This window comes from Aromatoleum anaerobium (genome assembly GCF_012910705.2).
Lineage (GTDB): Bacteria > Pseudomonadota > Gammaproteobacteria > Burkholderiales > Rhodocyclaceae > Aromatoleum > Aromatoleum anaerobium.
Genome location: NZ_WTVG02000040.1, coordinates 959,811 through 986,326 on the forward strand (window position 1 = coordinate 959,811; position 26,516 = coordinate 986,326).

Below are 26,516 nucleotides of genomic sequence, written 5' to 3' on the forward strand. Positions count from 1 at the left end.
TTCAGAGTCCGTCGTAGAGGCGGCCGGGATTGAAGATGCCGGCCGGGTCGAAGGCGTGCTTGAGGCGGCGATGGATCGTCATCAGCGGGGCCGGCAGCGGGTGGAAGATCTGCCCGTCGCGCGCCCCCCCGCGGAACCGCGTCGCATGGCCGCCGAGCGCCGCCGTCCGCTCGCGGATCGCTTCCGCCGCGACCGTCGACCGCAGCCAGCGCAGCGCGCCGCCCCACTCGATGAGCTGATGCCCGTCGAGTTTCAGCGGCGCGGCGGCGCTCGGCACCGACAGCCGCCACAGGGAAGTGCCGGACTCGTCGAGCGCGGCGTCGCCGAAGAAGTCCGCAGTCTGTTCGCGCAGCCCGCCCCAGAACGCATCGGCCGCATCCGCTGCGACCACTTCCCCGCCGAGCCGCGCGAGCGCCGCGCGCACCGCGGCTTCCGCGCCCGACAGGCGCACGTTCAACACCCCGTCACTCCACGCCGACGCCGACAGCGGCAGCGGCTGGCCGCCCCATTCGTTGAGCCGCGCGATCGCCTCGGCTTCGCTCATCGCGAGGCTCAACGTCGCTTCCGCGACCGGCCGCGGCAGCACCTTCAGCGACACTTCGAGAATCACACCCAAGGTCCCGAGGCTGCCCGCGATCAGCCGCGAGACGTCGTAGCCCGCGACGTTCTTCATCACCTGGCCGCCGAACGTGAGCACGTCGCCGCGACCGTCGAGGATCTTCACGCCAAGCACGAAGTCGCGCAACGCACCGGCAGCAGCGCGGCGCGGCCCGGAAAGCCCGGCTGCGACACAGCCGCCGATCGTCGCCGTGGCGCCGAAATGCGGCGGCTCGAACGCGAGCATCTGCCGGCTGTCGTCGAGCAGCGCCTCGAGTTCGGCGAGCGGCGTGCCGGCACGCACGGTAACGACCAATTCGGTCGGCTCGTAGCTGACGATGCCGGCATGGCCGCGCACATCGAACAGCTCGCCTGCCGGCGCGCGCCCGTAAAACGCCTTTGTCCCGCCGCCACGGATCTGCAGCGCAGTCCCGGCCGCCGCGGCTGCGCGCACGCGTTCCTGCCACTGCTCAATCAAGTCGCTCATTTGCCTCTGCCCTGGTAATTGCCTTGTGTTCGGTCCCGGATTCGCCTCGCCGCGCGCCCCGCTGCGCGACCGCCCGCAGCGCCAGCCACGAACCGATCAGCGACAGCACCGGCACGCCGACGAGCAGCAACTGGATCCACCTTCTCCATCAGAAGCGGGGGATATCCGGGTACGGCACGTGCCCCTTGCTGACCCGCTCGCGGCCGTACTCGGCGCAGCGGTTCAGCGTCGGGATCGCCTTGCCGGGATTGAGCAGCCCGGCCGGATCGAAAGCCGCCTTCACGCGGAAGAACGTCGTGATCTCGGGCCGTGAAAACTGGCTGCACATCTGGTTGATCTTCTCGATGCCGACGCCGTGTTCACCGGTGATCGTGCCGCCGAGGGCAACCGACAGCTCGAGGATTTCGGCGCCGAATTCTTCCGCCCGCGCGAGTTCGCCCGGCTGGTTCGCATCGAACAGGATCAGCGGATGCAGGTTGCCGTCGCCGGCGTGGAAGACGTTGATGCAGCGCAGGCCATGCTTGCGTTCCATCGCCTGGATCGCCTCGAGCATCTCGCCGAGGCGCTTCCTCGGGATCGTGCCGTCCATGCAGTAGTAATCGGGCGAGATGCGCCCGGCGGCCGGGAACGCCGCCTTGCGCCCGGCCCAGAAGCGCATCCGCTCGGCCTCGTCGCGCGACACGCGGATCTCGGTCGCGCCGCCCGCATCGAGGACCGCGCGGACGCGCGCGATCTCCTCGGCAACCTCTTCGGGCGTCCCGTCCGATTCGCACAGCAGGATCGCCTTAGCAGAGAGCGGATAGCCGGCGTGCACAAACTGCTCGACCGCGGCGGTGGCCGGCTGGTCCATCATTTCGAGTCCGGCGGGGATGATGCCTGCCGCGATGATCTCGGCGACCGCATTGCCCGCGCGGATAACGTCGTCGAACGCAGCGAGCACGCACTGCGCGAGCTGCGGCTTGGGCGTGAGCTTGACGGTCACTTCGGTGATGACGGCCAGCATCCCTTCCGAGCCGGTGACCAGCGCAAGCAGATCGTAGCCGGGCGCATCCAGTGCGTGATTGCCGATCTCGACGATCTCGCCTTCGATCGTCACGCCGCGCACGCGCAGCAGGTTATGCACCGTCAGGCCGTACTTCAGGCAATGCACGCCGCCCGAGTTCTCCGCCACGTTGCCGCCGATCGTGCAGGCGATCTGCGACGACGGGTCCGGCGCGTAATACAGTCCGTGTGGTGCCGCCGCTTCCGAGATCGCGAGGTTGCGCACACCCGGCTGGACCACGGCGGTGCGTGCATGCGGGTCGAGCTGCAGGATCCGGTTGAAGCGCGCGAGCGACAGCACGACGCCGTGCGCATGCGGCAACGCGCCGCCCGACAGCCCGGTCCCGGCGCCGCGCGCCACCACCGGCACGCGCATCGCGCTGCACGTGCGCAGGATCGCGACGACCTGCTCCTCGCTCGTCGGCAGCGCGACGATGAGCGGCAGCTGCCGATACGCGGAAAGACCATCGCACTCGTAAGGTCGCAGATCCTCAGGGTCATACATCAGCGCCCCGGCAGGCAGCACGCGCGCCAGCGCTTCGACCAGCCGCACCTTGTCGACCGCGGAGAAATCCACGTCCCGCTCCCCCGGTGTCGGCGCTTCGGCGTCAAAGTTCATTCAGCCCCCTCCAGTTGTTCATTACCCCAGCGCGACGGATCGAGCCCGAGGCGGCGCGCGGCGCATACCAGGTGAGCCTGCGCCGCCGCCCGCGCGGCGTCCGCGTCGCCACAGGCGATCGCGTCGAAAATCCTTGCATGTTCGGCCTGCGCCTGCCGCGCGCGTCCGCTGCGGTGGCCCTCGCCGCTCCACGTCGGCGCCCGGGAATCCGAGAACTGCCGTCCCATGAAAGCCTGGAAGCGCTCGATATGCGGATTCTGCGTCGCCGCCGCGATGGCGACATGGAACGCGTCGTCGTCGCCCACCGCATCGGATTCCGCCGCCAGCGCCTCGTCCATCCGCGCCAGCGCTTCATGCATGCGCGTCAGGTCCGCCGGCGTGCGGCGCAGCGCGGCGCGCTCGGCCGCGCCGGTTTCGACGAGACAGCGGAGCTCGAAAACGTCCGAGATCTCGTCCGTCGGGATTGTTGCGGAAGGCGACGGTCCATGCAGCAGGCGGAAACTGCCCTGCCCCGGACGGGCGGCGACATACGCCCCGGAGCCCTGGCGCGTCGTCACGCATCCATCGGCCTTGAGTCGCGAGATCGCCTCCCGGATCACGGCCCGGCTCACGCCGAATTTCTCGCACAGCAGCTTTTCCGTCGGTAACTGCGCGCCCCTCGGAAGCCGCTGCTCGCTGATCCAGCGCTCGAGCTGCCGGGCGACCGCGGCGCTGAGATGAGGAGGACGTTCGGGTATCGGGGTAGCGCTCATCGCTCATGTCTTCGCAAAGTTGTCTGACAACTTTCAGATGCTAACCTCCAAACGTTCCGATGTCAGCATCGGGACTTACCCTGATGCGCCGCCCGCGGATTGCGCCCACGCACCCATCTGCCATTTGCTACCATCGGTTTCCCGCCCGCCGCCCCGAGGCTCCGGTTTCAATGACCCCGCCGCTGATCGACCGCCTGCGCCCCTTCCTCGCATGGCGCCGGCAATGGTCGGCAGCCTCGCTGCGGGGCGACCTGATCGCCGGCGTCACGGTTGCGCTGATGATGATCCCGCAGTCGCTGGCCTACGCACAGCTCGCCTCCCTGCCGCCTCATGTCGGGCTTTACGCCGCGCTGCTGCCGGCAATCGTCGCGGCGCTCTTCGGCTCCTGCGCCCAGCTGTCGACCGGTCCCGTCGCGCTGACGTCGATTCTCAGCGGTGCGAGTCTGCTGCCGTTCGCCGACCCGGCTTCCCCGGCCTTCCTGACGCTCGCGATCCTGCTCGCGCTGCTGTCGGGACTCATCCAGTTGGCCCTCGGTGCGCTGCGCGCCGGCTGGCTGCTGAATCTGCTCTCCCGTCCGGTGCTGACCGGCTTCATCAACGCCGCGGCCCTGATCATCGGGCTGTCGCAGTTGCCGGCGCTGCTCGGCGTGGTGATGCCGCAGTCGACGCATTTCCTGATCGACTTCTGGACGGCGCTGGAAGCCCTCGACACCGCGCACCCGCTGTCCGCGGCCTTCGGAGCAGGGGCGCTGCTCGCACTGCTCCTGCTCAAGCGTTTTGCGCCAGGATTCCCGGCGGTATTGATCGTCGTCGCCTGCGCGACCGCGACCTCGGCGGCAGTCGGCTACGGGTCCCGTGGCGGCGCGGTCATCGGAGCGATCCCGGCCGGCCTCCCCGTCCTCGGCGTTCCGGAGTTCGACTGGAATGCAGCGGTCGCGCTGATTCCGGCCGCCTTCGTCATCGCGCTGGTGAGTTTCATGGAAGCGACTTCGAGCGCAAAGTTGATCTGCGGAAAAAACGGGCAGGACTGGAATCAGAACCAGGAACTGATCGGCCAGGGCCTGGCGAAAATCGCCGCAGCAATCAGCGGCGCGCTGCCGGTCAGCGCCTCCTTCTCGCGCTCGGCGCTCAACTACGTATCTGGCGCGAGGAGCAGCCTTTCGTCGCTGATCACCGCGGCGGGCGTGCTCGTAACGCTGCTTTACCTCACGCCGCTCCTGTGGCATCTGCCCAAGCCGGTGCTCGCCGCAATCATCCTGAATGTCATCACCGGCCTGATCGATTTTCGCGCGCTCGGCCGCGCCTGGCAGGCCGGGCGCGACGACGGCCTCGCCTCGACGCTCACCTTCGTCGGCACGCTGGTGTTCGCGCCGAACATCCAGAACGGCGTCGTCGCGGGATTGCTGCTGTCGCTGGCGTTGATGCTCTACCGCGAGATGCGCCCGCGCACTGCCCTGCTGGGCCTGCATCCCGACGGCACCTACCGCGACCTCGCACGCTTCGGACTCGAGCATCCCGACCCCGCCATCGTCATCCTGCGCTTCGACAGCCCGCTCACGTTTGTCACCGCTGCGGCCTTCGAGCGCGCCGTACTCGCAGCAGCGGCCGCCCACTCCGGCGTGCACACCGTGCTGATCTCCGCAGCCGGCATCAACATGATCGATGCGACCGGCCTGCACACGCTCTCGATGCTGATCGAGCGACTGCGCGGGACAAACAAGAACCTGGCTTTCTGCAGCCTGAAAAAACAGGTCATCGACGTGATGCAGAAAACCGGCCTGTGGCTGCGGCTCGGCCCGCACGCCGACTACCGGACTGAACACCAAGCCCTCGAAGGCCTGCGCCAGGACGCGCCGGAGGCCACGCCGAAGCGCTGACTCTATTCCGCCAAGTGGCGCCAAAGGGCGCCAAAGTTTAGGGCTTGGCTTGGCGCCTGCCAGTCGTTATAATCCGCGTTTTTCCGCCTACAAGACACACAAGGACGTTCGCAATGCCGGGTATTCGCGTCAAGGAAAACGAGCCGTTTGAAGTCGCCATTCGCCGCTTCAAGCGCACCATCGAAAAAACCGGTTTGCTGACTGAGCTTCGCGCCCGCGAGTTCTACGAAAAGCCTACCGCGGAACGCAAGCGCAAGTCGGCCGCCGCGGTCAAGCGCAACCACAAGCGCCTGCGCAGCCAGACCCTGCCGCCGAAGCTGTACTGATCCGTCCCCGGTTCAGCCGGCCGGCACCACGCCGGGCGCGAGTCATCGGATTCGCGCCCGGCGTGGCTTTTGCATTTTCGAGCTGGAGTACATCATGTCTCTCAAGGAACGCATCCAGGACGACATGAAGACGGCGCTGCGCGCGAAGGATAGCGCACGTCTGTCCGCAGTCCGTCTGCTGCTCGCTGCGGTCAAGCAGCGCGAGATCGACGAGCGGGTCGAACTGGACGATGCCGCGATCACCGCCACCGTCGAAAAACTGGTCAAGCAACGGCGCGACGCAGCCAGCCAGTACGAAGCCGCAAATCGGCCGGAACTGGCTGCCGGCGAACGCTTCGAGATCGAGGTGCTGTCAGCCTATCTTCCCGAGCCGCTGTCCGACGCCGAACTCGACGAGGCGATTGCCGCCGCCGTCGGCGAATCCGGCGCCACGGGTCCTGCGGACATGGGACGCGTCATGGCGCTGCTGAAGCCACGCCTGGCGGGCCGTGCCGACATGACCGAAGCGTCGCGCCGCGTGCGCGCGAGGCTGTCGAGCTGATTGCCTGCCGCCTCGGCGGACGGGTAGGCGCCCGGCCATGATTCCGCAGTCGTTCATTCAGGATCTGCTCGCCCGGGTCGACATCGTCGACGTCATCGAGCGCCACCTGCCGCTGAAAAAAGGCGGCGCCAACTACTTCGCCTGCTGCCCGTTCCACGGCGAGAAGTCGCCGTCGTTTTCAGTCAGCCCGACCAAGCAGTTCTACCACTGCTTCGGCTGCGGCGCCCATGGCAGTGCAGTCGGGTTCCTGATGGAATACAGCGGGCTGCCGTTTGTCGAGGCAGTCAAGGAATTGGCCGCCCAGGCAGGCCTGCAGGTCCCGCAGGAACGCGGCCCGAATTCCCGCAACGACACGAACCCCGCTCACGCAGCGCTGATCGAGGCGATGACTGTCGCCGCGCGGCACTACCGCGACCAGCTCAGGCAGGCGCCCGCGGCGATCGACTACCTCAAAAGACGCGGCGTCAGCGGTGAAATCGCCGCGCGCTTCGGCATCGGCTATGCTCCCGACGACTGGCAGGGCTTGCGCAACAGCTTCCCGGACTACGACGCCAAGACGCTGCTCGAAGCCGGACTCGTGATCGAGAATGAAGCCGGACGACGCTACGACCGCTTTCGCAACCGGATCATGTTCCCGATCCAGGACCGGCGCGGGCGCATCATCGCGTTCGGCGGACGCGTCCTCGACAGCGGCGAACCGAAGTACCTGAACTCGCCGGAAACGCCGCTGTTCGAAAAAGGTCGCGAACTCTACGGGCTGATCCAGGCGCAGAAGTCGATCCGCGACGCCGGCCATGCGATCGTCGTCGAAGGCTACATGGACGTCGTGGCGCTCGCCCAGCACGGCATCGGCAATTCGGTCGCGACGCTCGGCACTGCGACGACGACGCACCATATCAGCGTGCTGCTGCGCCAGTCGCAACGCGTTGTGTTCTGCTTCGACGGCGACGCAGCGGGCCGCAAGGCCGCTCGACGTGCGCTCGAATCCTCGCTCGAAGCCCTGCGCGACGACGTCACCCTCGCCTTCCTGTTCCTGCCCGAGCAACACGACCCCGACTCGTTCGTGCGCGCCCACGGCGCCGACGCGTTCCGCCAAGCCGCTGGCGCCGCGACGACGCTGACAAATTTCCTGCTGCGCGAACTGCAGACGGGCTGCGCGCTCGATACTGCAGAAGGACGCGCGCGCCTCGTTCATGAAGCGAAACCGCTCGTCACGCGGATCACGGCGCCAATGCTGCGGCTGCAGATCGTGAAGTCGATCGCCGAGGCAAGCCAGTTCAGCCAGGGCGAAATCGAGCGGGCGTATGGGCTGTCGGCAGAGGGTCGCGAATGGCCGGGCGAACGCCCCGCCGCCGGCGTTGGTCATCGCCCTGCCGCTGCCCCGTCCCCCCGATCAGGCCAGGGTATGCGTTCACGCCGCAAACCGCCTTCGGCGGTGGGCACGCTCTTGCGGCTCGTGCTCCAGCACCCCTCCCTGGCCGCGCGACTGCCGGTCGACCTCGTCCCGACACTGAACGCAGAGGGCGAAGCGCTGGTCGCAATCATCGACGCGACAAACACCGGCGATCTCGCCGCGAACGTCGGGCTCGGCGCACTGGTCGAACGCTTCCGGGAAACCCCGCACGGGGAAACGCTGGCGAAAACCGCGGGCGAACTTGTCGACGCGGAGTTCGACGATACGGTCGTCGAGATACTTTTCGAGGACACGCTGCGCAAACTGCACGCCGACGCGATCGCCCGTGAAATCGCCGGACTGACCACCCGGGAGCGCGAATCCGGCCTGTCGTCGATCGAGCGGCACCGGCTTGCAGCGCTCCTAATTGAAAAAATGAACCTCGTCAATCTCGGCAAAGTCCAAGATTTTTAGTATTATTGCAGGTTACCCAATTCATTTCTCGCCCGAACCAAGGAGTACCATGGCCCGCGAAAAAACCAAGGATTCGCGCAAGGACAGCCCGAAGGGACGAGCTTCCAGAGCCAAAGACAAAGCGGTGCTGGTAGCTGAAGGTCCCCAAGTGGCACCTCTCGACGCCGAGGTTCGCCGCACCCGCCTCAAGACCCTGATCACGCTCGGCAAGGAGCGCGGCTATCTCACCTACGCCGAGATCAGCGACCACCTCCCGGATGATGTCGCCGATGCCGAACAGATCGAAGGCATCATCGCGACCTTCAACAACATGGGCATCCGTGTCTTCGACGAGGCTCCGGCTGCCGAAGACCTGCTGATGTCGGACGCGGTGCCGAGCAGCGTCGACGAAGACGTTGCCGAAGAAGAGGCCGAGCAGGCATTGTCGTCGGTCGACTCCGAGTTCGGTCGCACCACCGACCCTGTACGCATGTACATGCGCGAAATGGGCACGGTCGAACTGCTCACCCGCGAAGGCGAAATCGAGATCGCGAAGCGGATCGAGGACGGTCTGCGTCACATGGTCCAGGCCATTTCCGCCTGCCCGACGACGATCGCCGAAATGCTCGAGATCACCGACAAGGTCGCGCGCGACGAGATGCGCATCGACGAGTTGATCGACGGGCTGATCGATCCGAACGCGGCCCAGGCGCTCGAGGCGCCGGCGGTCGAGGCAGCCGATGACGAAAGCGCCGCCGACGACGAAGTCGAGAGTGAAGACGTCGGCGACGACGACGACGAAAGCGACGAAGACAAAGAAGCCGCGGCGAACGCCGCGACGCTGCTGCAGTTGAAGAATGACGCGCTGGTGCGTTTCGCGATCATCCGCGAGTTGCACGAGCGGAAGATGGCGGCGCTGGCAACAGCCGGGTCTCAGGACCGCACGTATCTCGACCTGCAGCAACAGATTTCCGGCGAACTGCTGAACATCCGCTTCACCGCGAAAGCGATCGAACGCCTGTGCGACTCGGTGCGCCACATGGTCGAACAGGTTCGCGGCCATGAACGCCACATCCTGCAATTGTGTGTCGACCGCGCCGGCATGCCGCGCCAGCACTTCATCAAGGTGTTTCCCGGCCGCGAGATCGATCTCGACTGGCTGAAGGACGAAATCGGCGCCGGCAAGAACTACGCCGAAGGGCTGATGCGGGTGCACCCTGCCGTGCTCGAGGAACAGCAGAAACTGATCGACCTGCAAACGCGCATCGGCATCCCGCTCAAGGAACTCAAGGACATCAACCGCCAGATGTCCACCGGCGAAGCGAAGATGCGCCGCGCCAAGCGCGAAATGACGGAGGCCAACCTGCGCCTCGTGATCTCGATCGCCAAGAAATACACAAATCGCGGCCTGCAGTTCCTCGACCTGATCCAGGAAGGCAACATCGGCCTGATGAAGGCCGTGGACAAGTTCGAATACCGCCGTGGCTACAAATTCTCGACCTACGCGACGTGGTGGATCCGGCAGGCCATCACGCGCTCGATCGCGGACCAGGCGCGCACGATCCGCATCCCGGTGCACATGATCGAGACGATCAACAAGATGAACCGCATCAGCCGTCAGATCCTGCAGGAAACCGGCCAGGAACCCGATCCGGCGACGCTCGCCGAGAAGATGGAGATGCCCGAGGAGAAGATCCGCAAGATCATGAAGATCTCCAAGGAACCGATCTCGATGGAAACGCCGATCGGCGACGACGACGATTCGCATCTGGGCGACTTCATCGAGGATCAGGCCACCCTCGCGCCGGCCGACGCCGCGATGTACTCCAGTCTGCGCGACGCCACGGGCGAAGTGCTCGACTCGCTGACCGCGCGCGAAGCGAAAGTGCTGCGCATGCGTTTCGGCATCGAAATGAACACCGACCACACCCTCGAGGAAGTCGGCAAACAGTTCGACGTCACCCGCGAACGCATCCGCCAGATCGAAGCCAAGGCGCTGCGCAAGCTGCGTCATCCGAGCCGTTCCGAACGGCTGCGCAGCTTCCTCGACAGCGACGCCTGACCCCCACGCCGCGCCCGCCCTCATGGCGGGCGCTCCCCTTTCCGGGCCCATAGCTCAATGGTTAGAGCAGAGGACTCATAATCCTTTGGTTGCAGGTTCGAGTCCTGCTGGGCCCACCATGAGAATCAAGCACTTGCGCCAATCCTTCGGGGTTGGCGTTGTGCTTCCGGGGACGGGGGACGACTGGGGGACGAATAGAAAAATCGACAGAGGGCGGCAGGGCGCAGCAGACAAACGGAAAGCCCGGCGCGCGGCCGGGTCGGGGATGGGGGCGGGTCAAAACTCCACGCGTTCAGGGGCCGTTATCGGCTGGCTCCATCGCTGCGTAGGACCGCGAAATGCGGCGGTTTTTCAACGGACCGTCTTGGCTACTTGGCGGGCGTGCTTTGCGTCAGATAGGCGACAATCTCCGCCGGCTTCGCGCCATTGGCCCTCAAACGCTCCAAATCGGCCAGCAGGCGGTTTTTGACGGCTTCCTCATACGCGAGCCCTTCCGCATGCGCGCGGCGGTTCAGAGCGGTTTTGATGCTTCTCGGGTAGTTGTGCATGATGATGTTCTCCTGCGCGCGCGAGCGGATGTCGCGCACGATGTTTCGGGTTAGCGATTGCTCGGCACTTACCGGGCGGTTACCGGGGTTGAAACGCCAGACTTTCGACCCGCCCCCGTCCTTTTTTGGTTAGGCATTGCACGGGAGCGGGAACCGGGCGGTTGAGTGGGGCGAAGGGCCAGACTTTCGACCCGCCCCCCGTTTGCTGATTTGAATTCGCTCGGGAGGGGGATTTTTTCCGCGCGTGAGAAACCGTGCGGTTTCCCGCCTTGAGGGGTTCCGAAGTTTCGATGCCCCCTACCCTTGTCCGGCAGGCGGCCGGGCGGTTTGCTGAAAAGGTGCAGCGCCATGGGTGAAGCGTTTTCCGACTTCCCCCGGCACCTCGAAGGGGAGAGAAAAGCCGAACTGTGCGGCTTTCTCTTCCCCCGTAAGGGGGCACAGTTGCACAGTTCGTTTTTCCCTTTTAAATCAATGACTTGCAAACTGTGCAGGGCTTCGGCACAGTTCGATTTCGGCACAGTTCCATTGTCATAAAAACGGGCCTGAAACCCGCGCCAATACTGGGAGTGTGCTTCGCTTCCAAACTGTGCAGGGCTTGGTACTGTTCCGAACAGTTCGGATTCCTGCACAGTTCGGCACAGTTCGCCGGGCGTCATTCCGTCACCTCTGGCGCGACGTGTTCGGCCTCTGGCGTTGCCCCTTCCGGCGGGGTCGGTACGGCGGTTTCCGCATCAGCCGGCACGAGTCGCGCGCCTCCCCGGTAGCTCAGGCGCTTGATGTTGCCTTCGGACAGCAGCTTGCCGGCCTGTTCCTCGAACCATTGGCGCGGCTTCTCGTGGAAGCTCTCGGGCAGCTCGAAGCGGCGGCTATGCAGACCGTTGCTGCCTTGGCTCGCGGCGAAGGCTTCCCCGCGCTGCCACGCTTCCCGGATGGCGCGCAACAGGTCATTGCGCATGGCGTCGGTGTCGCCCCCGGACAGGGCGTTGTATGCCTGCGTGCGGTCGGTCAGGATGCCGCGCTCGTTACGGACGAACACGGAGCGGTCGCGCCTCGCATCCCCGCAGGCTTTCGCCACGAGCCCGAAGGCAACGCGGCCTTCCTTGAACTCGGTGCCCAGCACCTCGCACACGTTGCGGCCACCATCGGCCGGCGGCCACAGCACGTAGGCGGCTCGCGCGCTGCCGGCAATGGCTCCGCTTCCCCGGATGGCTTCCATCGCATCCAGCGCGCTCCTGATTTCCTTCGTGCTGCCCTTGGCGACGTGGTGAATCAGCACGACACAAGCGCCGGTCGCGCGGGCCAGCGCGGTTGCTTCGTTCATCAAGGGTTGCGTGGCCTGCGTCGTGTTCGTGTCGCCACTCGTCAAAGCTTGCAGCGTGTCAAGAATCACGAGGCGCACGTCCGGCAGCGCGCGGATTTCGTCGGCAAGCTCGGACCATTCGCGGGTCGCGCGGAACTCCTTCGTCATCGGGTCGGGCTCGATGATGCCGAAGTGCCCCACGTCCGGCAGGCTCAGGACATGCAGCTTGTCGGGCATGTCGTTGCCGCACAGGGCATGCAGGCGGCGGTGAATCTCGAGCTCGTCATCCTCGGCACTCACATACACGGCGCGGCCATGCGCGGCCACCAGTGCACCGAAGGCTACCGGCGGGCACTCCCCGTCCCGGCGGCCGGCGACCTTCGCGGCCAGCTCAAGCGCGAGGAAGCTTTTCCCGACGTTCGGCGGGCTCGCCAGCAGACAGGTCACGCCAAGCGGGAAAATCCCTGTCACCAGCCAATTGACCGGCGGCGGCTCGCCTTTGAACAAGCGCGCGGCGGTGCGCTCGGCCAGCTTGAAGCGGCGCGGCTCCACGGTGTCACGCATCAGCCGGGCTACAGCCTCGCGGCCGGCCTGCTGCGCCATGTCGTTGAAGTCCGTCCCCTGGTCGCCGTCGAAGCTCGGGAATACCGTGATGGCATTCACCAGCTTGGCGGCCTCAAGGGCTTTCGTGCGGCCGGGGTTGCCCTCGGTCTTGCGGTCGTCGTCGCCGGCAATCACCAGCTTGGCGCGCGGGAATCGCTCGCGCACGTCGCAGGCCACCGGGCGAAGGTTTCCGGCGGTGAAGGTCACGCATACCGGCCAGCCGGTCGCCTCGCGGAGACTCGCGCCAGTCGCGTAGCCCTCGCACAGCACCAGCGGGCCGGCGTCGGTCGGTTCGCCAAGCCAGCAGCGGCCGCCGGTCATCTTTCCGCCGGGCATGAACCGCTTTTCCCCGGTCGGGCTCACGCTCTGCACGCTCTGAACATTGCCGTCGTTGTCGAATACCGGAATGACGAGCGAACCGTTGCGCTCACGGGCGATATGCGGGCCGATTCCCTTCGTGGATAGGTAGGGGTGCCCTTTCGCCTGTTCGGCCGCCTGAAGCGTTGCAGCGGCCTTGCTGGCGGCCTGTCGGTAGCCTTCCTCGCGCTCGGCTTCGGCTTCCTTGCGGATGCGCTCGGCATTGGCGCGGATGCGGGCCAGTTCGGCGGCATCGGGAGCGGGGCCGTCCTTCTCGCGCTGCCACGTCCAAGCGGTTCCGTCGCGCCAGCTTCCGAATACCGCGCCGTCTTGGTCAGGGAATACGCGCAGCCAGCCGGCGGCATCGTCCTTGCGGCCATTGGTCGAGAATCGCGCAAGGCGGCCGGGCTCGGGCTCGCGCTCGGGGAACGGCAGGCCGGCGCGCTCGAAGGCGTCGGGCAGGGTCGGGGCGAATACCAAATTCATGCGCGCTTCCCTCCCATCGGAATAGCGTCCGTCGCCAGCCGGAACCGGGACAGCACAACGTCCTTCGTGACCGGCATGTGAAGGCGAACTTCCTTCTGCTTCTGCTCGAACTTGCACAGCCAGATGCGGGCTACCGGCGGGCGAACAGGATTCAGCGGCGCGCGCATCGGCTACCTCCGTCCAGAAGCGCCAGCACGCGCAGCAGGCTCAGGCCGGACAGCCAGCCGTTGAACCATGCGCGAATTGCGGCGTTGCGGATGGCGTTACGCATAGCGACCACCTCGCAGGTGCATCCAGCGGCTCACCTTGCGGCGGTCGGCTCCGGTCAGGTGATAGACGCCGGGGCGGCAGGGGTGGCCGTCGCGGTCGATAGCCGACACGCGCTCACAGGGCACGTCGAGGCCACGGCGGCGCAGTTCGGCCACCAGTTCCGGCGCATTGCTGCATCCGGCGCGGGCGTCGAGTTCTTCGCGCTTGGCGGGGCGTTGCAGCAGCAGCGCGAGGGCGCGAAGGTGTCGCGGGTTGTCAGTTCCCTGAAACCGGCCTGCGGTAGAATGGCGCTGTTCGACGGCGCTCGGGACTGCGGTATGGGTTCCGGGCGTTTTCATGTCAAACGCCCTCCACGCCACCGGTCAGCCGGGCTACTGCATCAGCGGGCCACAGAAGGCGACCGGATGGCAATTTGAACGGCTTTATGTTCTGGAAGTGTCCGTTGCGCCAGACGGCGGTACGGATGCTGGCGGGCTTGTACCCGATGCGCTGCGCGAGTGTCGCGGTCTGAATCGTTTGCTGCATGGCTGTATGCCCTCGTCTATGTGATGTGACGAGAGAAAATCTCAGCCGGAAAAAGCAAAAGACGAACTCCGAAGAATTCGCCTCTTTTCAATCACTTGCAGCCGGAAAAGTTTTTCCGGGCTTCGTTTTCCGGGTTTTCCGGGTTTTCCGGTTACTCGGGAACAGGCGGCTCCCATCCTCCGTTCCGCTTCGGGCTCAGAGCATGGCTCACGATGTAATCAGCCGTGATGCGCGCTCGTCTGCGAGTCACCATCTTGTCATCGCGCCAAAGCCGGCTGGCAATCTCTGGCGCAATGCTTTCCTTCGCCGGTCGCTTGTTGTTCTCCAGCTCGCGCAGCCAGATATTGTCGGCATGTTCACGGGCGCGCACTATCCACGGGTCGGGCGCTCCGCTCGGCTCTTGCGCGTCCTCTGCCGCAGGCGGGGCGGGGGCGGTGTCAGCCGGCGCGCCCTCGTCATCAACATACGCATCAGCCAGCGCATGCACGTCGTACACAGTCACGCGGCAGTCATCTAGCACGGTTTCAAAGTCGGGCTCGTCATCGGTCAGCCGGCCTTCGGTGAAGATGTACCAAAGGTCATCCCTAACCACGAATCCGTCGAACGTGCGCCAAGATGCGCGGCCTGTGCCGGCGAGGTGCCCGCATGCCGTAAGAGGCAAGGTCGGGATGGCGCCTTTCGGCACGGTGTTTTCGTCTGGCTGCCCTTGGTTGCAGAAGATGCCTCCGTCGTGCTTCTGCACCTTTGCGCTCGCGTGGACAATCGCCCGCAAGCGAATCTCGCCACGCGCAGCAGCGCGCAGGAAGTCCGCCACGGTCACCTCCTGCCCGGAATGCTTGCTCGCCTCTCGCGCGGCCTCGTCCAGCGTCACCGGCGGGTCTGAATGTACGATTCTGCCTCCACGCCACGGCGTGCGCGGCTCCAGCCGGTCAAACATCCGCAAAAAGTACTTGGTCGTCATCGTTCGCGCTCCATCTCGCGCACCATCGGTAATAGGTGCCGCACCGGCCGGGCGATGGTGTCCCGGTTTTCCCTCCGTCGAGGTAGGCGCGGCATTGCTCGGTTAGGCCACTACGCGCAAGCCGGCCTGTTCTTCTACCGGTTGCACGATGCCGGCCTCGGCCAGAATCCAGCCTTCAATCTTCGTGTGCCACTGGCGCAGCAGGTCGAGCGGTCGGCGGCGGTAATGCTTCTCCGCGATGGCGGACGGCTTGTGCCCCATGATTTGCGCGACGATGCCGGCCGGGACTTCCACCCATTCCGCCAAGGTGCCGAAGGAACGGCGCAGTCCGTGCAACGTCAGGTCCGGCAGGCCGGCGGCGGTTAAAGCCTTGTTGTGCCCGATGCGGGGCTCCTGAAGCCTTCCAGACGCGGCTGTAGGGCTGGCGAACACCCAGGGCGAAGGCTCCCATGCGTCGAGGTCGTTCTTGATGCGCTTGCCGTGCAGGATGCGGTACTCCGGCGGCGGCGTGTCATTGCGGGCTTTCAGGCCGCGCAGCAGGCCGGCGACATAGGGCGTTAGCGGGATGGTGCGCACGCCCTCCACCTTGTCGCGGATGCTCAGGCTCTTCCACTGAAAGTCGACGTCCTCCCACCGCAGGCCGGTCAGTTCTTCCCGTCGCGCTCCGGTCAGCAGCAACGCTTGCAGATAGGCAGCGTGCATCGGGTTGTGCAGGGCTCGGACATGCTCAAACCATAGCGGCAACTGCTCGCGCTGTAGGCAATCGTCCTTGGCGGCTCTCTTCGGCAATTCCTCCCGCACTGCTTTGGATGCGCAGGCGTTCGGCTGCACTTGGTCGCTGTACTCGGGGCGGTCGGCGCACCAGTTCAGGAAGCCACGCAACAGGCGGAAGGCCAGCGCGGCATGCGTCGGGCGCTTGGCGGCCTCGTCGGTCAGCCATGCGCGCACGCGGCCAGCATCGATTTGCGCCAGCGGAAGCAGCAGCAACGGGCGCAGGGCTCCCGGCTGCGTCATGCCGTCCTCGGTCGTTTTCCGGCCGCGCGTTATCGGTTTGCCCCCTTCCTTGCTCACGCGCTCATGGTCGCGGATGGTCAGCTCGCCCCACTTCGGCCGGCGGGCGTCAAGGTAGGCGCGCCATGCATCCATCGCGGGCGCTTGGTTGCGCTCGGCTTCCCGCTTGGTGGCCTCTTGCGCGGCATTGGCGGCGGCCTCTTCGGCGGCGCGGGCCTCTTCCATCTCTCGCAGCACGTCGCGCGGGTCGCGTCCCTCGTCAATCCACCGTTGAAACTTGCGGGCCTCGTCGCGGGCGGCCTCGATGGTCCATGCGTCCGTGCTGCCGATGGTTACGCGGATGTTCTGGTAGTCGAGCGTCCCTTTGAACAGGAAGGACTTTGACCACTTTGCGCCAGAGGGACGGGCACGCACGCCAAGGCGGGGCATGTCCTCATCCCACAGAATGCTTTCGGTCTTCGGCTTGAAAGCGTCGATGCGCGGATTGGTCAGACGTTGGCGGGGCATGGCGGCATCCTTGGGGGACGACTGGGGGACGAATGAATGTGATTTTCGTCTATTCCCGTCTATTTCGCAAGTCGGCAATATCGGCCTGATTCCCTTTGCTGGTGCGGCTTTTTGTCTTTTCTGTCGCTTACCGTCTATGCCCAGTAAAAGCGGTTTTTCCGGAACTCATAATCCTTTGGTTGCAGGTTCGAGTCCTGCTGGGCCCACCATGCGAATCAAGCACTTGCGCCAATCCTGCGGGGTTGGCGTTGTGCTTTCGACCGTCGCGGATCCGCGCGTCGATGCATTTTTCAGCTTTCAGGCGCCGACCCCTGCCGCCGGATTATTGCCGGGGCGCCGGTATCCTCCAGGGACGCCTTCCGGCGAAAATACCCACTGCCACAGTTGTATGTCGCGCGCACGGAATGCGCCGGCGCAGGACAGCAGGTAGTAGCGCCACATGCGGCGGAAGCGCTCGCCGAGCCGGTCCCTGAAGCGTGGCCACGCGGCTTCGAAGTTGCCATACCAGGCCATGAGCGTCCTGTCATAATCGGCGCCGAAGTTGTGCAGGTCCTCGACGACGAAGAGATCGTCGACGGCGTCGCCGATCTGGCCCACGGACGGAAGCTCGCCGTTGGGGAAAATGTATTTGTCGACCCACGCGTCGGACACCACGTCGCGTTGGTTCTTGCCGATCGTGTGGAGCAGGAACAATCCGTCGTCAGCGAGACAACGTCGCGCAACTTCCATGAAAGTGCGGTAGTTCTTGCGTCCGACATGCTCGAACATGCCGACGCTGGCGATGCGGTCGAAGCGCTCGTTGACCGATCGGTAGTCCTGCAGCCGAAACTCCAGCGGCAAGCCGGCGTAGCGCTGCTGCGCCCACGCGGCTTGCTCCTTCGATACGGTGATCCCCACGCAATCGACTCGGTAGCGCTCGGCCGCATACCCCATCAGGCTGCCCCAGCCACACCCGATGTCGAGCAACCGCATGCCGGGTTCGAGGCCGAGCTTGCGGCAAATGAGGTCGAGCTTGGCCTCCTGCGCCTGCGCGAGATCGTTCGCGCCCTCCCAGTAGGCGCAACTGTAAGTCATGCGCGGATCGAGCATCGCCGCGTAGAAATCGTTGCCGAGATCGTAATGCGCCTCGCCCACTCGCCAGGCCCGCTTCAGACTTTGCCGGTTGAGCAGGCGTGTGCGCAACGCATGGAAGGCCAGGCGCAGCGGCTGCACTTTCCGGTCCAGGTGGGCGCGCAGGATATGACTGAAGAACTCGTCGAGTTGGTCCGCTTCCCAGTGGCCATCCATGTAGGCCTCGCCGAGACCGACGTTGCCCATCGAAAAAACCCGCTCGGGAACCTTGGCGTCGAAGACGCGAATATCCCAGGGACGGTCGCCGCCGATGCGCACGTCAGCTTTTTCCAGCAGCTCCACCAGCATCTGGTGGAGGCGGGATTCCTCGCTGGCATTATGTTCGCGGCGCTCGCTTGATGTCGGGTCGGACATGGGAAGTTTCCTGTCACTTGCACTCCGTTACCGGTCACGCATGCTGCAAGCGTGGACACCCCCGGACGGTGGAAGAGTTCCGCCCACGCGGCGGCCGCCTTGGCAGGACCACCGATGCGCGTGGCCGACGACTGGCTACGGGTGCACGGCCGGACAGGGGTCGAGCTGCGGCGGAGCGCTCGACAAGGAAACGGTGGCAGCAGTTCGCCGCAGCGGCTGCGGCAGACGGTTAGCCGCGCTGGATCAGTTCGATTTTGTAGCCGTCCGGATCCTCGACGAAGGCGATCACCGTGTTGCCATGCTTCATCGGGCCGGCCTCGCGCACGACTTTGCCGCCGCGCGCACGAATGTCGTCGCAGGCCCGCCGGGCATCGGGGACAGCCAGCGCGATGTGGCCGAAGCCGTTCCCGAGGTCATAGGCCGACACCTCCCAGTTATGCGTGAGCTCGATCACCGCGCTGTCGGCCTCATCGCCATAGCCGACGAAGGCGAGCGTGAATTTTCCTTCCGGATAGTCCTGGCGCCGCAGCAGGCGCATGCCGAGAACTTCGGTATAGAAAGCGATCGAACGGTCCAGATCGCCCACTCGCAGCATTGTGTGAAGAATTCGCATCGGCAGTCCTCAGTCTTCGTCCAGGGTTTCGTCACCGCTTCCGGGCTCGATAAGGGGCAGCGTTCGTCCGGCCGCCCGCAGCCGGGTGCGCGCCGTTTTCCAGTCGGGATAAAGCCGCGCGACCACGGCCCAGAATCGCGGCGAGTGGTTCATTTCGACCAGATGCGCCACCTCGTGCGCGACGACGTAGTCGATGAGTTCGGGAGGCAGATGGATCAGCCGCCAGTGCAGGCGAATGCCGCTGACCGAACTGCAGCTGCCCCAGCGCGTTCTCGCCGACGACAGCCGGACGGGCGGCGTGCCGCACCCGAGCCCGAGGCAGTAGGCGGCGACGCGTTCGGCAAACCACGGCAACGCCCGCTTGCGCAACGCGCGCATGATCGCGCCGCGCGGATCGCCCGTCTTCCCGAGGACGAGTTCTTCCGTGCCATCGGGACTTCGCCGCCAGTGCGACGAGCGTCCGGGTTCGCCGACGCGCAGACGACAGCTTTCGCCCAGAACCGGCAGGCACGCGCCGTCGACCGGCTCGAACGGCGGTGGCCCCGACTGGGCCTGACGGGCCGCGATCTTGCCGAGCAGCCAGTCCTGGTGCCCGGTGATGAAACGTTCGACATCCGCCTCACGCGCCGGCCGCGGCACCGCGACCTTCACGCCGCGATGATCGATCTGCAACGCGAAGGTGCGCCGCACCGAGCGGCGCAGCACATAAGGCACGTCCTGCCCCGCGAGCTGGATCACGCGCCGCTCCTCGGTCGCGGCAGGACGGCGCGACGAGGGCGGTTTCAACGCTTGTCCTGCCACTCGTAGCCGCGCGTAGCCACTTCCAGCCGGATTTTCGCCATCGCGGCGGCGACGCAGGCGGCAGCACCTTTCATCCCGAGCTCGATCGAACGCCGCTCGCCCGGGACGGCAACCGTCGGCAGGCTGAACAGCGTCGCGTCCGGATAGCGCGCCGTGACGGTTTCCATCAGGTCGATGAGCTGACCCTCATAGGCGTCCCACACGGTGATGGCTTCCTCGACGTAGTCGTCGGCGTGGTGCAGCGCGTGAAACTGCGTATCGAGCACCCATTCGACCATCGGCCACGCCATGACGGGAAATCCGGGCACGAAAAAGTGGCCCCGGATCGAAAACCCCGGGATGCGGTTATAGGAATTCGGCACGATTTCGGCCCCCACCGGAAACATTCCCATCTGCAGCCGGTGCGCGTTGATCTCGCTGCCGAACCGCTCGCGTATCAGCGCCTCGGCTTGCGGATGCAGCGCCAGATCCACCCCCAGCGCCGCCGCGGCCGACTGCCGCGTGCGATCATCCGGCGTCGCGCCGATGCCGCCGAAGCTGAACACGATGTCGCCGCTGGCGAACGTCTGGCGCAGCGTCTCGACGAGGCGCGGCGCGCCGTCGCCGACATACCGCGCCCACCCGAGCTTGAGCCCGCGAACGCCCAGCAGTTCGATGAGCCTGGGCAGATGCTTGTCGGCCCGTCGCCCGGACAGGATCTCGTCCCCGATGATGACTGCGCCGAAAACCATCACGGACTCCCTATGACGGAGCGCCGGGCAGCGCGTCGAGCACCGTGACGCCGCGGGCGATGCGTTCGCGGCGCAAGGATTCGAGCATGAAATGCACGAAAGCCAGGCCGCAGAACGCCGGCGCCAGCAGGTTCACCAGCGGCACATACGCCAGCAGCGCGCAGCCGCCGCCGAGCAGCAGCATCGGCGGGCGCAGCACCCGCGGCAGTCGCGCCAGTTCCTCGCGGTCGGCGTGCAGCATCAGCGCGTCGTAACCGAACGCGCGCTGGTTGAGCCACGCGGTCAGCACCAGCGAAACCACGATGCCGACGCCGGGGATCAGCCAGAACGGCAACGAAACAAGCAGGCCGAGCAGGAACAGCAAGCCGGCGACCAGCGCATTCCACGCGCTGCCCAGGTTCGAGCCGCCTTTTCGCCGCTCGAGATCGGCGTAATCCCGCGTCGCCACACGCTCGAGGATCATCGGCAACGCAAACACCGCGACCAGCAGCGCGGCCGTCACATAGACCAGCGGCAGCAACGCGAGCACCAGGGCGATCTTCACCAGGGTCAGCACCGTCGCAGCACCGATTTCGGACCCGGTCAGCCAGTCGCGCGCGAACGCCCAGCTGTCGATCCACGCCATCACGCCTTCGACGGCCGGCGTCCACAGGAAGACCGCGGCCCCGATCCACAGCAGCAGCGCGACGAGGCCCGGCCATAACAGATGCACCAGCACGCCGCGGCGCGTAAGGCTGCGCAGCGCCCGGCCGAAGGCAATCAGGATTTCGCTCATGGTGCGACCCGCGGGCTCACCGCATCATGCCCGGCAACATGCCTTTCATGCCTCGCATCATCTTCTGCATGCCGCCCTTGGAGAATTGCTTCATCATCTTCTGTGTCTGTTCGAACTGGTTCAGCAGGCGGTTGACTTCCTGGACGGTGACCCCGGCGCCCGCGGCGATGCGCCGCTTGCGGCTTGCCTTGAGGATCTCCGGCTTCGCGCGTTCGGCCGCGGTCATCGAGTTGATGATGCCTTCGATGCGGCCGATCGCCTTTTCCTCGCCCCCGCCCTGCAGCTTGCCGGCGGCCTGTGCAAACTGCGCGGGCAGCTTTTCCATCATCGACGACAGCCCGCCCATCTTGCGCATCTGCGCGATCTGCTCCTTGAAGTCGTTCAGATCGAAGCCCTTGCCGGTCTTGAGCTTCTGGGCGAAGGCGCGCGCCTTGTCCTCGTCGACGCCCCGACGTGCGTCCTCGACGAGGCCGAGGATGTCGCCCATGCCGAGAATGCGGCTCGCCATCCGCTCGGGATGGAACTCCTCGAGCCCGCTGAGCTTCTCGCCGACGCCGGCGAACTTCAGCGGTTTCCCGGTGACGTGCCGCACCGACAGCGCGGCGCCGCCACGCGCATCGCCGTCGAGCTTCGTCAGCACGACGCCGGTCAGCGGCAACGCCTCGTTGAACGCGCGGGCGGTATTCACCGCGTCCTGGCCGAGCATCGCATCGACGACGAAGAGCGTCTCGACCGGCCTGGCAGCGGCGTGCAGCGCCTTGATCTCGTCCATCATCGCCGCGTCGATTGCCAAGCGGCCGGCAGTGTCGAGCAGCACCACGTCGTAATAATGGCGGCGCGCGTGATCGATCGCGGCGAGCGCGATATCGACCGGCTTCTGGTCCGGCGTCGACGGGAAGAAGTCGATTCCCGCTTGCGCCGACACCGCCTTCAACTGCTCGATCGCCGCCGGGCGGTACACGTCGGCCGAGACCGCCAGCACCTTTTTCTTCATCCGCTCGTGCAGCAGCTTGCCGAGTTTGCCGGTGGTGGTGGTCTTGCCGGCGCCCTGCAGGCCGGCCATCAGGACCACTGCCGGAGGCTGGGTCGCGAGGTTCAGCCCGACATGGGCGCCGCCCATCAGCGTCTTGAGTTCGTCATGAACGACGCCGACCAGCGCCTGGCCCGGCGTCAGCGAACCGATGACTTCCTGACCGACCGCCTTTTCGCGGACGCGGGCGACGAAATCCTTGACCACCGGCAGCGCGACATCCGCTTCGAGCAGCGCGAGACGGACTTCGCGCATCGCTTCCTGGATGTTGTCCTCGGTGAGCCGGGCTTGCCCGCGCAGGGTCTTGACGACCCGGGACAGACGCTGAGTGAGATTGTCGAGCATGTTGGCTGGGGCCCTCGCCCATGGAGTAAACTATGAAAATCTATGCAGACGATTCTACTTCATCTACTGGCCGCCTCGCTGTACGCGATCCTCGGCATCTGGCTGTGGCGCCGCCAGCAGATGCCGCCGGCAAAACCCCGGGAAGGCATGTCGAGGGCGGAGCGCGTCATCCTGCTGGGTGCGCTGGCGGCCCACGGCCTGGCACTGCGTGGAGCGCTGTTCCCCGGCGAGGCGATGCATTTCGGATTCGGGCTGGCCGTGTCGCTGGTCGTGTGGCTCGCGATCTGCTTCTACTGGGTCGAAACATTTTATGCCCGCCTCCACGGACTCCATGCGATGGTCATCGCGGCTGGGTTTGCCGGCAGCTTGCTGGCGCTGCTTTTCCCCGGCGAGCACGTCCTTGCCAACGCCGGCTCGGCCATGTTTCGAGCGCACTTCATCATCTCGATGCTCGCCTACAGCCTGTTCACGCTCGCGGCGCTGCACGCGACGCTGATGGCAGTCGCGGAGCGGCAGCTGCATAGCGGTCGCCTGACGCGCACGCTCTCCAACCTCCCGCCGCTCTTGACGATGGAAACGCTGCTGTTCCGCCTGATCGGCATCGCCTTCATCCTGCTGACGCTGACGGTCAGTTCGGGAGTGGTGTTCTCCGAAGCGCTGTTCGGCCAGCCTTTCCGGCTCGACCACAAGACCGTTTTCGCGATCATCTCGTGGCTGCTGTTTGGCGCGCTGCTCGTCGGGCGCTGGGTGCGCGGGTGGCGCGGCCGCGTCGCGCTGCGCTGGACCCTGGCGGGCTTCTTCATGCTGGTGCTGGCCTATGTCGGCAGCCGCTTCGTCCTCGAGGTTCTCCTCGGTCGAGCAAATTGAACTCGCTGCCACTGCACCACCGGCATCTCCGCTCCCGCCGGCCTCCGGGCGTTGCAAATCTTTACAAGCAGCAGACCGGCATGCAACATCGGACGTCCGTCAGTTAAGAGCGGCACATGGCAGCAGCAGCCTCCCCGGCCGCACTCAGCGGCCTCGCACGAGCGATGATCCAGCACGGCCGGTTGTCCGAAGCCGACGCCATGTCATGCACGGCAGGCGCTGCCCCCCAAGTGCCGAACGGATTCATCCTCGAGCTTGCCCAGCGCAAACTGATGACGAACCGGGCGGTCGCGTGGTTCGCCGCCGAAACGTTCGGCTACCCGCTGCTCGACATCTCGGCCGTCGACAGCGCGAGCATTCCCCGCGACGCGATCGACCGCAAGCTGATGAGCAAGCATCAGGTCGTCGCGCTGGGCAAGCGGCAGAACCGGCTGACGATCGCCGCCGCCGATCCGTCGAACATGCGCGCGCTCGACGAGATCCGTTTCCAGACCGGTCTCCAGGTGGACCTCGTCATCGTCGAAGCGGACCGGCTCGCGCGCCTGGCCGAGTCCCTCGCCGAAACCGCCGAACAGACGCTGCGGGAACTCACCGGCGAAGAGTTCGACATGGAGCTCCTGCAGCAGCAGGAAGGTCTCGCGGAAGCGCCAGGCGAGGACACGCAGGAAGTCGATGACGCGCCGGTCGTCAAGTTCATCCAGAAAGTGCTGATCGACGCGATCAACGAAGGCGCTTCCGACATCCACTTCGAGCCATACGAGAAGTATTACCGCATCCGCGTGCGCACCGACGGCGTGCTGCGCGAAATCGCCCAGCCACCGCTGATCCTGAAGGAAAAGATCGCCGCCCGGATCAAGGTGATCTCGCGCCTCGACATCTCCGAAAAACGCGTCCCCCAGGACGGCCGGATGAAGCTCGTGCTGTCGAAAAACAAGTCGATCGACTTTCGCGTCTCGTCGCTGCCGACGCTGCATGGCGAAAAGATCGTGATGCGGATTCTCGACGCCTCGTCGGCGATGCTCGGCGTCGATGCGCTGGGTTACGAACCGGAACAGAAGAAAATCCTGCTCGACGCGATCAAACGGCCCTACGGCATGATCCTCGTCACCGGGCCGACCGGCTCGGGCAAGACGGTGTCGCTCTATACCTGCCTGAACCTGCTCAACAAGGCCGGCGTGAATATCTCCACGGCTGAAGACCCGGCCGAAATCAATTTGTCCGGGATCAACCAGGTCAACGTCAACGACAAGGCCGGACTGACTTTCGCCGCATCGCTGCGGGCCTTTCTGCGACAGGATCCGGACATCATCATGGTCGGCGAAATCCGCGACCTCGAAACCGCCGAGATTTCGATCAAGGCCGCGCAGACCGGCCACCTGGTGCTGTCGACGCTGCATACCAACGACGCGCCGACGACGCTCGAGCGCCTGAAGAACATGGGCGTGGCGCCATTCAACATCGCCTCGTCGGTGATCCTGATCACGGCGCAACGGCTTGCGCGGCGCCTGTGCACGTGCAAGCAGCCGGTCGACATCCCGATCGAAGCGCTGCTGCAGGCGGGTTTTCCCGCCGACGAACTCGACGGCAGCTGGCAGCCGTACGGCCCGGTGGGGTGCGAGCGCTGCAAGGGCAGCGGCTACAAGGGGCGGCTCGGGATCTACCAGGTCATGCCGATCACCGACGAGATCGCGCACATCATCATGACCAACGGCAACTCGATGGACATCGCGGCGCAGGCCCAGCGCGAAGGCGTCAAGGATCTGCGCCGGTCCGGACTGCTGAAGGTCAGGCAGGGCGTCACATCGCTCGAAGAAGTACTCGCTTCCACCAACGATTAGGGAACGCACAAGCCTCATGGCGACGACAACGCGAGCCGGACGCGCGGCACCTGCGCGGTCCAGGGAAACGCTCTACAGCTGGGAAGGCAAGGACAAGAACGGCAAGCTCGTGCGCGGGGAGATGCGCGCCGGCGGCCCGTCGCTCGTGCAGGCGACACTGCGCCGCCAGGGCGTGCTGGTGAGCAAGGTCAGAAAGCAGAAAATGTCGCGCGGTCACAAGATCACCGACAAGGACATCGCGCTCTTCACCCGCCAGCTCGCGACGATGATGAAATCCGGCGTGCCGCTGCTGCAGGCCTTCGACATCGGCATCAAGGGTTCCGGCAATCCGAGCCTCGCACGGCTGTTGAACGAGGTGCGCACCGACGTCGAGACCGGCTCGAGCCTGTCCCAGGCGTTCGCCAGGCATCCGCTCTATTTCGACAAGCTGTTCTGCAATCTCGTCGCCGCCGGCGAGCAGGCGGGAATTCTCGACGGCCTGCTGGACCGCATCGCGACCTACAAGGAAAAGGTTCTCGCGATCAAGGGCAAGATCAAGTCGGCGATGTTCTACCCGATCGCGGTCGTCGTCGTCGCAGCGATCGTTGTCACCGTGATCATGCTGTTCGTCGTGCCCGAGTTCAAGAAAGTGTTCACCAGCTTCGGCGCCGACCTGCCCGCGCCGACGCTGATGGTCATCGCCATATCGGACGCGTTCGTCGCGTACTGGTACATCCTCTTCGGCATCATCGCGGCAACAGTGATCGGCATCGGCGCGATGTACAAACGCTCGGACGCGATGCAGATCGCCGTCGACCGTGCAGTGCTGCAGCTGCCGGTGGTCGGCGCCATCATCCGCAAGGCGACGATCGCGCGCTGGACACGCACGCTGGCGACGATGTTCGCCGCCGGCGTGCCGCTCGTCGAAGCGCTCGACTCGGTCGGCGGCGCGTCGGGCAACCACGTCTACGTCACGGCGACGCGCCAGATCCAGACCGAGGTCAGCACCGGCACCAGCCTCACGGTCGCGATGCAGAATGCGACGGTGTTCCCGAGCATGGTCGTGCAGATGGTGTCGATCGGCGAGGAATCCGGGCAGCTCGACTCGATGCTCGGCAAAGTCGCGGACTTCTTCGAACAGGAAGTCGACGACGCCGTGGCCGGGCTGTCCACGCTGCTCGAGCCGATCATCATGGTGTTTCTCGGCGTGGTCATCGGTGGTCTCGTCGTCGCGATGTACTTGCCGATCTTCAAGCTCGGCCAGGTCGTCTGAAGTTTTTCCTCCTGCCCGGTCCGGCGTTTCCGCAGCGCCGCCGGGTGGATTCAATCAAGCCTC

At 65.6% G+C, this 26,516-nt stretch carries 25 protein-coding genes and 1 tRNA gene; 9 read left to right on the forward strand and 17 right to left on the reverse strand.

The genetic code is table 11. From position 1 onward, the window contains the following. Position 1: 1 nt before the first annotated feature. From glcE to GO606_RS20070, 4 genes are read right to left on the reverse strand one after another with little or no spacing between them, the layout of a single operon-like run. Positions 2-1,084, reverse strand: a complete 1,083-nt coding sequence (gene glcE, locus GO606_RS20055) for a glycolate oxidase subunit GlcE (protein ID WP_169119335.1) — start codon at positions 1,082-1,084, stop codon at positions 2-4. After that, positions 1,068-1,214 carry a hypothetical protein gene (locus tag GO606_RS20060; RefSeq protein WP_169119334.1) on the reverse strand — a complete coding sequence of 49 codons (147 nt, stop codon included), beginning with the start codon at positions 1,212-1,214 and terminating at the stop codon, positions 1,068-1,070. The genes glcE and GO606_RS20060 overlap by 17 nt, the downstream gene beginning before the upstream one ends. Before the next feature lie 18 nt (positions 1,215-1,232). Next, complete coding sequence (locus GO606_RS20065; protein ID WP_169119333.1) at positions 1,233-2,744, reverse strand: FAD-linked oxidase C-terminal domain-containing protein; 1,512 nt, start codon at positions 2,742-2,744, stop codon at positions 1,233-1,235. Further along, a complete protein-coding gene (locus GO606_RS20070; protein ID WP_169119332.1) occupies positions 2,741-3,496 on the reverse strand; it encodes a FadR/GntR family transcriptional regulator in 756 nt (251 codons plus the stop codon). The genes GO606_RS20065 and GO606_RS20070 overlap by 4 nt, the downstream gene beginning before the upstream one ends. Before the next feature lie 170 nt (positions 3,497-3,666). Between GO606_RS20070 and GO606_RS20075 the strand changes: the two genes are divergently transcribed. The 6 genes from GO606_RS20075 (at position 3,667) to GO606_RS20100 (ending at position 10,267) form a co-directional block, all read left to right on the forward strand. Continuing rightward, positions 3,667-5,373 carry a SulP family inorganic anion transporter gene (locus GO606_RS20075; RefSeq protein ID WP_169119331.1) on the forward strand — a complete coding sequence of 569 codons (1,707 nt, stop codon included), beginning with the start codon at positions 3,667-3,669 and terminating at the stop codon, positions 5,371-5,373. 113 nt (positions 5,374-5,486) lie between these two features. Continuing rightward, positions 5,487-5,699 carry a 30S ribosomal protein S21 gene (gene rpsU, locus GO606_RS20080; protein WP_011238288.1) on the forward strand — a complete coding sequence of 71 codons (213 nt, stop codon included), beginning with the start codon at positions 5,487-5,489 and terminating at the stop codon, positions 5,697-5,699. A 94-nt stretch (positions 5,700-5,793) separates the two neighbouring features. Beyond that, positions 5,794-6,240 (forward strand): GatB/YqeY domain-containing protein, encoded by a 447-nt coding sequence (locus GO606_RS20085; RefSeq protein ID WP_169119330.1) that lies wholly within the window; start codon positions 5,794-5,796, stop codon positions 6,238-6,240. A gap of 37 nt (positions 6,241-6,277) precedes the next feature. After that, the gene (gene dnaG / locus GO606_RS20090) at positions 6,278-8,107 is read left to right on the forward strand and encodes a DNA primase (RefSeq protein WP_169119329.1); all 1,830 of its coding nucleotides are present in this window, start codon (positions 6,278-6,280) and stop codon (positions 8,105-8,107) included. A 49-nt stretch (positions 8,108-8,156) separates the two neighbouring features. Further along, positions 8,157-10,148, forward strand: a complete 1,992-nt coding sequence (gene rpoD, locus GO606_RS20095) for an RNA polymerase sigma factor RpoD (RefSeq protein WP_169119328.1) — start codon at positions 8,157-8,159, stop codon at positions 10,146-10,148. Positions 10,149-10,191: 43 nt separating this feature from the next. Continuing rightward, a tRNA-Ile gene (locus GO606_RS20100) sits at positions 10,192-10,267 on the forward strand. Between the two features lie 249 nt (positions 10,268-10,516). Here the strand turns inward: GO606_RS20100 and GO606_RS20105 are convergent. The 13 genes from GO606_RS20105 to ffh all read right to left on the reverse strand — a co-directional run bounded on the left by GO606_RS20105 (position 10,517) and on the right by ffh (position 22,496). After that, positions 10,517-10,735 carry a hypothetical protein gene (locus GO606_RS20105; RefSeq protein WP_169119475.1) on the reverse strand — a complete coding sequence of 73 codons (219 nt, stop codon included), beginning with the start codon at positions 10,733-10,735 and terminating at the stop codon, positions 10,517-10,519. Between the two features lie 613 nt (positions 10,736-11,348). Further along, positions 11,349-13,442: an AAA family ATPase gene (locus GO606_RS20110; protein ID WP_169119498.1), complete on the reverse strand. Its 2,094-nt coding sequence runs from the start codon at positions 13,440-13,442 to the stop codon at positions 11,349-11,351. Then, positions 13,439-13,609: a hypothetical protein gene (locus GO606_RS20115; RefSeq protein ID WP_169118142.1), complete on the reverse strand. Its 171-nt coding sequence runs from the start codon at positions 13,607-13,609 to the stop codon at positions 13,439-13,441. The genes GO606_RS20110 and GO606_RS20115 overlap by 4 nt, the downstream gene beginning before the upstream one ends. Positions 13,610-13,705: 96 nt before the next feature. Then, positions 13,706-14,050: a hypothetical protein gene (locus GO606_RS20120; RefSeq protein ID WP_169119497.1), complete on the reverse strand. Its 345-nt coding sequence runs from the start codon at positions 14,048-14,050 to the stop codon at positions 13,706-13,708. Between the two features lies 1 nt (position 14,051). After that, complete coding sequence (locus tag GO606_RS20125; RefSeq protein ID WP_169119496.1) at positions 14,052-14,237, reverse strand: DNA-binding protein; 186 nt, start codon at positions 14,235-14,237, stop codon at positions 14,052-14,054. Between the two features lie 151 nt (positions 14,238-14,388). Further along, the gene (locus GO606_RS20130) at positions 14,389-15,198 is read right to left on the reverse strand and encodes a hypothetical protein (RefSeq protein WP_169119495.1); all 810 of its coding nucleotides are present in this window, start codon (positions 15,196-15,198) and stop codon (positions 14,389-14,391) included. A gap of 102 nt (positions 15,199-15,300) precedes the next feature. After that, entirely contained in the window at positions 15,301-16,716 is a 1,416-nt protein-coding gene (locus GO606_RS20135) for a tyrosine-type recombinase/integrase (protein ID WP_169119494.1), read from the reverse strand. A 297-nt stretch (positions 16,717-17,013) separates the two neighbouring features. Further along, the gene (gene cfa, locus GO606_RS20140) at positions 17,014-18,201 is read right to left on the reverse strand and encodes a cyclopropane fatty acyl phospholipid synthase (protein ID WP_169119493.1); all 1,188 of its coding nucleotides are present in this window, start codon (positions 18,199-18,201) and stop codon (positions 17,014-17,016) included. Positions 18,202-18,430: 229 nt separating this feature from the next. Then, complete coding sequence (gene gloA / locus GO606_RS20145) at positions 18,431-18,814, reverse strand: lactoylglutathione lyase (protein ID WP_169119492.1); 384 nt, start codon at positions 18,812-18,814, stop codon at positions 18,431-18,433. A gap of 9 nt (positions 18,815-18,823) precedes the next feature. Beyond that, positions 18,824-19,600 (reverse strand): M48 family metallopeptidase, encoded by a 777-nt coding sequence (locus tag GO606_RS20150; RefSeq protein ID WP_169119491.1) that lies wholly within the window; start codon positions 19,598-19,600, stop codon positions 18,824-18,826. After that, positions 19,597-20,346: a competence/damage-inducible protein A gene (locus GO606_RS20155; protein WP_169119490.1), complete on the reverse strand. Its 750-nt coding sequence runs from the start codon at positions 20,344-20,346 to the stop codon at positions 19,597-19,599. Before GO606_RS20155 ends, GO606_RS20150 begins: the two co-directional genes overlap by 4 nt. A gap of 10 nt (positions 20,347-20,356) precedes the next feature. Further along, positions 20,357-21,121, reverse strand: coding sequence for an EI24 domain-containing protein (locus tag GO606_RS20160; RefSeq protein ID WP_169119489.1), 765 nt, complete (start codon positions 21,119-21,121; stop codon positions 20,357-20,359). A 16-nt stretch (positions 21,122-21,137) separates the two neighbouring features. Then, positions 21,138-22,496 (reverse strand): signal recognition particle protein, encoded by a 1,359-nt coding sequence (gene ffh, locus GO606_RS20165; RefSeq protein WP_169119488.1) that lies wholly within the window; start codon positions 22,494-22,496, stop codon positions 21,138-21,140. Between the two features lie 42 nt (positions 22,497-22,538). Here ffh and GO606_RS20170 point away from each other — a divergent pair, with 42 nt between their 5' ends. From GO606_RS20170 to GO606_RS20180, 3 genes are all read left to right on the forward strand, one after another. Then, positions 22,539-23,363 (forward strand): cytochrome C assembly family protein, encoded by an 825-nt coding sequence (locus GO606_RS20170; protein WP_011238276.1) that lies wholly within the window; start codon positions 22,539-22,541, stop codon positions 23,361-23,363. A 116-nt stretch (positions 23,364-23,479) separates the two neighbouring features. Further along, on the forward strand, positions 23,480-25,201 hold the full coding sequence (pilB, locus tag GO606_RS20175) for a type IV-A pilus assembly ATPase PilB (RefSeq protein WP_169119487.1): 1,722 nt from the start codon (positions 23,480-23,482) through the stop codon (positions 25,199-25,201). A gap of 16 nt (positions 25,202-25,217) precedes the next feature. Continuing rightward, positions 25,218-26,453 (forward strand): type II secretion system F family protein, encoded by a 1,236-nt coding sequence (locus tag GO606_RS20180; protein WP_169119486.1) that lies wholly within the window; start codon positions 25,218-25,220, stop codon positions 26,451-26,453. Positions 26,454-26,516 lie beyond the last annotated feature (63 nt).

What these genes read in the sequence shown, in the direction of transcription:
- glcE (WP_169119335.1), bottom strand. Translation starts at nt 1,084, where the DNA reads ATGAGCGACTTGATTGAGCAGTGGCAGGAACGCGTGCGCGCAGCCGCG.
- GO606_RS20065 (WP_169119333.1), bottom strand. Translation starts at nt 2,744, where the DNA reads ATGAACTTTGACGCCGAAGCGCCGACACCGGGGGAGCGGGACGTGGAT.
- GO606_RS20070 (WP_169119332.1), bottom strand. Translation starts at nt 3,496, where the DNA reads ATGAGCGCTACCCCGATACCCGAACGTCCTCCTCATCTCAGCGCCGCG.
- GO606_RS20075 (WP_169119331.1), top strand. Translation starts at nt 3,667, where the DNA reads ATGACCCCGCCGCTGATCGACCGCCTGCGCCCCTTCCTCGCATGGCGC.
- rpsU (WP_011238288.1), top strand. Translation starts at nt 5,487, where the DNA reads ATGCCGGGTATTCGCGTCAAGGAAAACGAGCCGTTTGAAGTCGCCATT.
- GO606_RS20085 (WP_169119330.1), top strand. Translation starts at nt 5,794, where the DNA reads ATGTCTCTCAAGGAACGCATCCAGGACGACATGAAGACGGCGCTGCGC.
- dnaG (WP_169119329.1), top strand. Translation starts at nt 6,278, where the DNA reads ATGATTCCGCAGTCGTTCATTCAGGATCTGCTCGCCCGGGTCGACATC.
- rpoD (WP_169119328.1), top strand. Translation starts at nt 8,157, where the DNA reads ATGGCCCGCGAAAAAACCAAGGATTCGCGCAAGGACAGCCCGAAGGGA.
- GO606_RS20110 (WP_169119498.1), bottom strand. Translation starts at nt 13,442, where the DNA reads ATGAATTTGGTATTCGCCCCGACCCTGCCCGACGCCTTCGAGCGCGCC.
- GO606_RS20115 (WP_169118142.1), bottom strand. Translation starts at nt 13,609, where the DNA reads ATGCGCGCGCCGCTGAATCCTGTTCGCCCGCCGGTAGCCCGCATCTGG.
- GO606_RS20120 (WP_169119497.1), bottom strand. Translation starts at nt 14,050, where the DNA reads ATGAAAACGCCCGGAACCCATACCGCAGTCCCGAGCGCCGTCGAACAG.
- GO606_RS20125 (WP_169119496.1), bottom strand. Translation starts at nt 14,237, where the DNA reads ATGCAGCAAACGATTCAGACCGCGACACTCGCGCAGCGCATCGGGTAC.
- GO606_RS20130 (WP_169119495.1), bottom strand. Translation starts at nt 15,198, where the DNA reads ATGACGACCAAGTACTTTTTGCGGATGTTTGACCGGCTGGAGCCGCGC.
- GO606_RS20135 (WP_169119494.1), bottom strand. Translation starts at nt 16,716, where the DNA reads ATGCCCCGCCAACGTCTGACCAATCCGCGCATCGACGCTTTCAAGCCG.
- cfa (WP_169119493.1), bottom strand. Translation starts at nt 18,201, where the DNA reads ATGTCCGACCCGACATCAAGCGAGCGCCGCGAACATAATGCCAGCGAG.
- gloA (WP_169119492.1), bottom strand. Translation starts at nt 18,814, where the DNA reads ATGCGAATTCTTCACACAATGCTGCGAGTGGGCGATCTGGACCGTTCG.
- GO606_RS20155 (WP_169119490.1), bottom strand. Translation starts at nt 20,346, where the DNA reads ATGGTTTTCGGCGCAGTCATCATCGGGGACGAGATCCTGTCCGGGCGA.
- GO606_RS20160 (WP_169119489.1), bottom strand. Translation starts at nt 21,121, where the DNA reads ATGAGCGAAATCCTGATTGCCTTCGGCCGGGCGCTGCGCAGCCTTACG.
- ffh (WP_169119488.1), bottom strand. Translation starts at nt 22,496, where the DNA reads ATGCTCGACAATCTCACTCAGCGTCTGTCCCGGGTCGTCAAGACCCTG.
- GO606_RS20170 (WP_011238276.1), top strand. Translation starts at nt 22,539, where the DNA reads ATGCAGACGATTCTACTTCATCTACTGGCCGCCTCGCTGTACGCGATC.
- pilB (WP_169119487.1), top strand. Translation starts at nt 23,480, where the DNA reads ATGGCAGCAGCAGCCTCCCCGGCCGCACTCAGCGGCCTCGCACGAGCG.
- GO606_RS20180 (WP_169119486.1), top strand. Translation starts at nt 25,218, where the DNA reads ATGGCGACGACAACGCGAGCCGGACGCGCGGCACCTGCGCGGTCCAGG.